The sequence below is a fragment of the Streptomyces cahuitamycinicus genome (assembly GCF_002891435.1).
Taxonomy (GTDB): Bacteria; Actinomycetota; Actinomycetes; order Streptomycetales; family Streptomycetaceae; genus Streptomyces; species Streptomyces cahuitamycinicus.
In genome coordinates, this window is record NZ_POUC01000442.1 from 1 (window position 1) to 6,377 (window position 6,377).

General features: G+C 72.0%; 8 protein-coding genes. 5 read left to right on the forward strand and 3 right to left on the reverse strand.

The window, feature by feature from the left end; translation table 11 throughout:
* The 4 genes from C1J00_RS48600 to C1J00_RS36090 all read left to right on the forward strand — a co-directional run.
* A partial coding sequence (locus C1J00_RS48600; protein ID WP_245936636.1) for a WS/DGAT domain-containing protein occupies positions 1-824 on the forward strand: 824 nt, incomplete at its 5' end.
* A gap of 105 nt (positions 825-929) precedes the next feature.
* Positions 930-2,432, forward strand: coding sequence for an SDR family NAD(P)-dependent oxidoreductase (locus C1J00_RS36080; protein ID WP_102913157.1), 1,503 nt, complete (start codon positions 930-932; stop codon positions 2,430-2,432).
* Between the two features lie 454 nt (positions 2,433-2,886).
* Complete coding sequence (locus tag C1J00_RS36085; RefSeq protein WP_102913158.1) at positions 2,887-3,060, forward strand: hypothetical protein; 174 nt, start codon at positions 2,887-2,889, stop codon at positions 3,058-3,060.
* Positions 3,061-3,116: 56 nt separating this feature from the next.
* On the forward strand, positions 3,117-3,599 hold the full coding sequence (locus tag C1J00_RS36090) for a GNAT family N-acetyltransferase (RefSeq protein WP_102913159.1): 483 nt from the start codon (positions 3,117-3,119) through the stop codon (positions 3,597-3,599).
* 37 nt (positions 3,600-3,636) lie between these two features.
* Here C1J00_RS36090 and C1J00_RS36095 read toward each other — a convergent pair whose 3' ends face one another.
* From C1J00_RS36095 to C1J00_RS36105, 3 genes are all read right to left on the reverse strand, one after another.
* Entirely contained in the window at positions 3,637-4,050 is a 414-nt protein-coding gene (locus C1J00_RS36095) for a VOC family protein (protein WP_102913160.1), read from the reverse strand.
* Between the two features lie 204 nt (positions 4,051-4,254).
* The gene (locus tag C1J00_RS36100) at positions 4,255-5,595 is read right to left on the reverse strand and encodes an amidase (RefSeq protein WP_102913161.1); all 1,341 of its coding nucleotides are present in this window, start codon (positions 5,593-5,595) and stop codon (positions 4,255-4,257) included.
* 139 nt (positions 5,596-5,734) lie between these two features.
* On the reverse strand, positions 5,735-5,947 hold the full coding sequence (locus C1J00_RS36105; RefSeq protein WP_180989821.1) for an alpha/beta hydrolase family protein: 213 nt from the start codon (positions 5,945-5,947) through the stop codon (positions 5,735-5,737).
* Positions 5,948-6,041: 94 nt separating this feature from the next.
* On the opposite strand from C1J00_RS36105, the gene C1J00_RS36110 reads away from it, so the two are divergent.
* On the forward strand, positions 6,042-6,377 hold a 336-nt coding region (locus C1J00_RS36110; RefSeq protein ID WP_180989822.1), incomplete at its 3' end, for a recombinase family protein.

Consider the following 6,377-nt stretch of genomic DNA (forward strand, 5'->3'; position numbering starts at 1 on the left):
TACACCCTAGAGTTCGTCGGCAGCGTCAGATGGGTATAAGAGACAGGCGCGGCGCCCTGTCCGACATGGGCCGCGCCCTGGACATCGGTGCCTCCGTGGCCCGCTCCTCCCTCGACGTGCGCTCCACGCCCGCGCTCACCTGCGAGCCGAGCGGCACCCGCCGCACCGCCGGAGTCGTGCTCGACCTCGACGACGTGCACCGCATCCGCAAGACCGTCGGCGGCACCGTCAACGACGTCCTCATCGCCGTCGTCGCGGGCGCCCTGCGCCGCTGGCTCGACGAGCGCGGCGACGGCAGCGAGGGCGTCTCGCCCCGCGCCCTGATCCCCGTCTCCAAGCGCCGCCCCCGGACCGCGTACCCGCAGGGCAACCGGCTCTCCGGGTACCTGATACGGCTTCCGGTGGACGACCCCGACCCGCTGGCCCGCCTCGCCTCGGTCCGGGACGCCATGGACCGCAACAAGGACGCCGGCCCCAACCGGGGCGCGGGCGCCGTCGCCCTGCTCGCCGACCACGTCCCCGCCCTCGCCCACCGGCTCGGCGGCCCCCTGGTCGGCCAGGCGGCCCGGATCTGGTTCGACCTCCTGGTGACCAGCGTGCCCCTGCCCAGCCTGGGCCTGAAGCTCGGCGGCCACCCGCTCACCGCCGTCTTCCCCTTCGCCCCGCTGGCCCCCGGCCACTCCCTGGCCGTCGCGGTCTCGACGTACCGGGGGAGCGTGCACTACGGCCTCGTCGCCGACGGGGAAGCGGTCCCGGACCTCGACCTGTTCGCCACGGCCGTCTCCAAGGAGGTGGCGGCACTGATCAAGGCCTGCCGGCCGTGAACGGGCGAGTTTGGCGGTGCGGGCCGGCGCTGAAGTAAAATTCGCCCTTCGAAAGCGGGCGCGACGGGCGCACCGCGACGGCAGAGCAGGGAAACGACAGCGGCGATGACGGTGACAGAGGACGGCCCGCAGGCCATGGACGAGGCGAGCGGGCTCTCGTACGGACCCGGCATCGACCCGGAGCGCCTGGCCGTCTGCCTCGGCGTACTCGAGGAACTCGACAAGCTGGAGGTCGACCACCCGGACGCCATCGCGGTGCGCCGGGCCACCGCGGGCGTCTACCGCACGGTCAAGCAGCGCCGCCGCCAGGAGCGCCGGGCCGCCAAGACCGCCCACGACAAGGCGGTCACGGAGGCCACGGCGACCGGCTCCGCCCAGCGCATCGACGACGAGACCGAGGGCCTGCTGCCGTCGTCGAACACCGAGGAGGGCAGGATCGCCGGGGTACTCCAGCGCCCGCGCTCCTGCTACACCTGCAAGGCCCGGTACGTGGAAGTCGACTACTTCTACCACCAGCTCTGTCCGGACTGCGCCCGCGTGAACCGAGAGAAGCGCGACGTCCGCGCCGACCTCACCGGCAAGCGCGCGCTGCTCACCGGCGGCCGGGCCAAGATCGGCATGTACATCGCGCTGAGGCTGCTGCGCGACGGTGCGCACACCACGATCACCACGCGCTTCCCGAAGGACGCCATCCGCCGCTTCAAGGCCATGGACGACTCCGCGGACTGGATGCACCGCCTGGAGGTCGTCGGCATCGACCTGCGCGACCCGGCCCAGGCCGTGGCCCTCGCCGACCAGGTCGCCGAGGCGGGCCCGCTCGACATCCTCGTCAACAACGCCACGCAGACCGTGCGCCGCCTGCCGTCGGCCTACGCCGCGCTGGTGGAGGGCGAGAGCGCCCCGCTGCCCGCCGGAGAGCTCCCCGCCCACCACGTCATCGGCGCCTTCAACTCCGGCGCGGTCGACGGCATCGCCGCGCTGCCCCTCGGCATCAGCGGCCTCGACGCCCAGCAGGTCGCCGACCTCGCCCTGGTGGCGGGCAACGCCAGCGTCGAACGGCACCTGGACGGCACGGCGATCGACGCGGGCGGGCTCGTGCCCGACGTGGTCGACTCCAACACCTGGGTGCAGACGATCGAGCAGATCTCGCCCGTGGAGCTGCTGGAGACGCAGCTGTGCAACTACACGGCGCCGTTCATCCTGATCAGCAAGCTGCGGCCGGCCATGGCCGAGGCCGCGAAGAAGGCGGAGAGCGGACGCGCGTACGTGGTGAACGTGTCCGCGATGGAGGGGGTCTTCGGGCGCGGGTACAAGGGCGCCGGGCATCCGAACACCAACGCCGCGAAGGCCGCGATGAACATGGTCACGCGCACCAGCGCCCAGGAGATGTTCCAGACCGACGGCATCCTGATGACCTCGGTGGACACGGGCTGGATCACGGACGAGCGGCCGCACTACGACAAGCTGCGGCTCGCCGAGGCCGGGTTCCACGCGCCGCTGGACCTCGTCGACGGAGCGGCCCGGGTCTACGACCCCATCGTGCGGGGTGAGGTGGGAGAGGACCTCTACGGGGTCTTCATGAAGGACTACGCACCCGGGAAGTGGTAGTCGCGCGTATCCCGTGACGGGCCGTCAGGGACCAGGGGGGACCCTGACGGCCTCGCGGCTCGGGCAATGGCACCCGAAATGCGCGACCGTCTGGAAAGCGCCGTCGTCGACATACGCCGTTCGGGTGATCCGCAAAACGCTCGTCGGCGTACAAATCGGTACGTAAACGGGAGATGAACGCCGCTTGACGCGCGATCGTTACCGGTTGTTTTCAGCCCCATCGAGCGGGGGCCCGCTCATTTGGTTAGTCTGATGCGGACGGACAGCAGCACGGGGTCCAACCCACACCCACAGTCCGTCGTGGGACCAGCCGGTTCACCACGGCTTGCTCTCCCGTGAGTCGACCGGCGCCACCGCGTCCGAACTGCATGTGACACATAGTCCCGAGCGGGCGTCAGGCGCAGCAGGACCGGCGCGTACGTCCCTAGGGTGACCGACACATAAGGAGTGCGCGGTGACACCGGAGAAGACGAATCGCGATCAGCGCCCCAAGGAACGCGGCGAGCGCGCCGGCCGACGGGTCGACGAGCTCGGCAGCCTCGACGTGTGGGCCCGTTCGGCCCCGATCCGCCTCGCGGGCTACGAGGAAGACCTCGCGGAGCCCCACATCCTGCCCAGCGTCGACTGACAGCGGGCAGCCCCCACCGCGATCGCCGAGAGCATGGGCGTGCCAGACTCGCACCCATGCTGATCAGGGAAGCAACGGCTGACGACTGGCCTCGCATCTGGCCGTTCTGGCACCGCATCGTCGCCGCGGGCGAGACCTACGCATGGGACCCGGGCACCTCCGAGGAGGAGGCCCGGGTCCTGTGGATGAACCCGGCGAAACGCGTCTACGTCGTCGAGGACGACAGCGGTGCCGTCGTCGCCTCCGCCTACCTCACCCCCAACTACGGTGGCCCCGCCGCCCGCATCGCCAACGCCGGCTTCATGGTCGACCCGGACCGGGGCGGCCGGGGCTACGGACGGGCCCTGGCCGACCACCTCCTGACCGAGGCCCGGGCCGCCGGCTACCGGGGCATGGTGTTCAACGCCGTCGTCGAGACCAACCCGGCCGTGAAACTGTGGACGTCCTTCGGCTTCACGATCCTCGGCACGGTCCCGGACGCCTTCGACCACCCCCGGCACGGCCCCGTGGGACTGCACATCATGTACCGGGCGCTGTAGAGCACCGGAGGAGCCGCCGTCGGCCCCGGGGCGGCCCTCAGGGCCGGGCGTACGGACGGGTCATGATCTCCATGTTGTGGCCGTCCGGATCGTCGAAGTAGGCGCCGCGACCGCCGAAGAGGTCGTTGACCCGGCCCGGTGCGGTGTGGCTCGGGTCGGCGTAGTAGGTGACGCCGATCGCCTCCAGCCGGGCGATCATGGCGTCGAACTGCTCCTCGGGCACGAGGAACGCGTAGTGCTGCGGCTGGATGGGCTCGTCGCGCTTCTCGTAGTAGTCGAGGGTCACGCCGTTGCCCAGGTCCACGGGCAGGAAGGGGCCGAAGGGGGCGCCGACCTCCAGGCCGAGGACGGCCGCCAGGAACTCGGCGGACAAATGGCGGTCCGAGGCGTGGACGACGGTGTGGTCGAGGCGGGCGACGGTGGCGGGCACGGCTGGCTGAGCAGGGGACATGAGTGGGTTCGTCTCCGGGTGATGAGGTCCGTGTGAAGCGCCCGAGGCGCGAGGGGATGAAGACACGGAGACGAGAGGCGGGGCGCGTGCCCTCTCCGGCTCTCGGGCGAGTCCGGGCGGGGTGACCCCCGCCGCGCTCACGCCGAGGCCGGGCGCCTCACTCGTGCATGGCCTACGGCCGACCCGGCAGTCACCCGGCCGACCTTAGTCCATCGGCGCCGTGCGCCGCCACGGATTGCGTTCCTCCAGCCGGCCCGCCACGTCGAGGAGTTGGGACTCCGAGCCCGGCCGTCCCACCAGCTGCACGGCGCAGGGGGCGCCGGAGGGGAGCGTTCCGCAGGGGACCGCCATGGCGGGCCAGCCGGTCAGGTTCCACGGGGGCGTCAGGGGCGAGTAGTTCGTGTTGGCCAGCAGGTTGCTCAGCCAGCCCCGTTCGTGCCAGGGCCCGGCCTTGGGTGAGCGGCGCGCCAGCGCCGGGGTGAGCAGCACGTCGTACTCGGTGAAGAACGGCTCCAGTCGTCGCCGGAGCTTCTCCCGGCTCGCCCCGGAGCGCACGGTGGCGGCGAAGGGGCGGCCGATTCTCGCGTGGACGCGGGTGCGCCGCGTCAGCAGGCGGGGGTCGAGGGGCTGGGCGTCCGCGGCCGTGCCCGCCGTCCAGTGGATCAGCGAGGTCGTGGCGAGGGACAGAGGGTAGGGCGGGTCGGCGCGCCGGACCTGGTACCCGGCGCGCATCAGCAGCCCGGCCGCGTCCCGGGCGGCCGCCGCGTACGGGCGGCTGACGGTGACGCCGGCCAGTGGGCTGCGCAGCGACACGGCGACCCGGAGGGTGCCGGGCTCGGAACGGGGTGCGGGTGCGGTGCCGGCGAGGACCGAGAGCATCAGACGGGCGTCCTCGACGGTCGTGGCGAGCGGGCCGTGCTCCGCCATGCCGAACCAGCTGCCGCCCTCGCCCGTCGGGACCACTCCCCGGCCCGGTTTGATGGTGACCAGGCCGCAGTTGGCGGCGGGTATGCGCAGGGAGCCCATGCCGTCGTTGCCGAGGGCGACCGGCACCATCCCGGCGGCGACGGCGGCCGCACTGCCCCCCGACGAACCGCCCGCGGAACGCGCCGGGTCCCAGGGGTTGCGGGCGGTGCCCAGCACGCCGTCCGTCGTGCCGAAGACGCACAGTTCGGGCACGTTGGTCAGCCCCACGACCACCGCGCCCGCGGCCCGCAGCCGGGCCACCGTCACATGGTCCTGTGCGGCCGGGGTGTCCGGTGTCGCGGCCGAGCCGACGCGCGTGGACTCGCCGCGCACCGCGAGGTTGTCCTTGACGGCCACGGGCACCCCGGCCAGCGGCAGTTCGGCGAAGTCGCCGCGGGCGGCCACCTCGTCGGCCTCGGCCAGGGCCGCCTCGGCGCGCACCGCGCGGAAGGCGCCCACACGGCCGTCGAGCCGCTCGATCCGGGCGAGGTGCTCGGCGACCACCTCGCGGGGCGTGACCCGCTTCTCGCGGACTGCGGCGGAAATCTCGGCGGCGGTGCGGCCGGCCCAGGTGGTCACAGCGGCTCCTCGAAGGGTATGCGCGGACTTACTGACGAGTACGTAGGGAGAACTCTGCACCCGGTCGGGAGCGCGCGTCGAGGCCGCCGGCCGTGTCGATGCCGGCGCAGTGCCGTGGGCCTGGTCCTGACGTGGCCGGTCAGCGCAGGTGGCGCGCGAAGAAGGCCTCGGTGGCGTCCATCTCGGCCGCCCACCGCGGCCCGAACGTGTGGCCCTCGCCGGGCACCGTGCGGAGTTCGACGTCCTTACCGGCGTCTTCGAACGCGGCGGCGGCCTCCCGCGACCAGGCGAGGGGGCAGGTGTCGTCGCGGTGCCGTGCTGGATCAGGAGGGGTTGGAAACTGCTCCCGCATAAGTGTCCACGAGTGTCTTTTAGTTGCCGCGAGTGTCGCCGCCCCGGGCCAGCTGCTCCAGGCCGAAGGTGACCAGGGACGTACGATCTTGGGTATGAATCTGACGGACTGGGCACGCGCGCAGGGGATTGCCCCGCGGACCGCGTATCGCTGGTTCCGTGAGGGCACATTGCCGGTACCTGCGCGTCGCGTGGGGCCGCGCACGATTCTGGTGAACATCGACGCGAACACCTCACCTTCCGTGACCGGTGGTGTAGGTCTGTATGCCCGCGTCTCCTCGCACGATCAGAAGCCGGACCTTAGGCGGCAGACCGCTCGCCTGGAGGCATGGGCGGCGAAGGCCGGGCAGAAGGTGGTGCGGATCGAATCCGAGATCGCCTCGGGTATGAACGGCTGCCGCGTGAAGGCGAAGCGGCTGCTGGCCGACCCG

What these genes read in the sequence shown, in the direction of transcription:
- C1J00_RS36105 (WP_180989821.1), bottom strand. Translation starts at nt 5,947, where the DNA reads ATGCGGGAGCAGTTTCCAACCCCTCCTGATCCAGCACGGCACCGCGAC.
- C1J00_RS36080 (WP_102913157.1), top strand. Translation starts at nt 930, where the DNA reads ATGACGGTGACAGAGGACGGCCCGCAGGCCATGGACGAGGCGAGCGGG.
- C1J00_RS36090 (WP_102913159.1), top strand. Translation starts at nt 3,117, where the DNA reads ATGCTGATCAGGGAAGCAACGGCTGACGACTGGCCTCGCATCTGGCCG.
- C1J00_RS36095 (WP_102913160.1), bottom strand. Translation starts at nt 4,050, where the DNA reads ATGTCCCCTGCTCAGCCAGCCGTGCCCGCCACCGTCGCCCGCCTCGAC.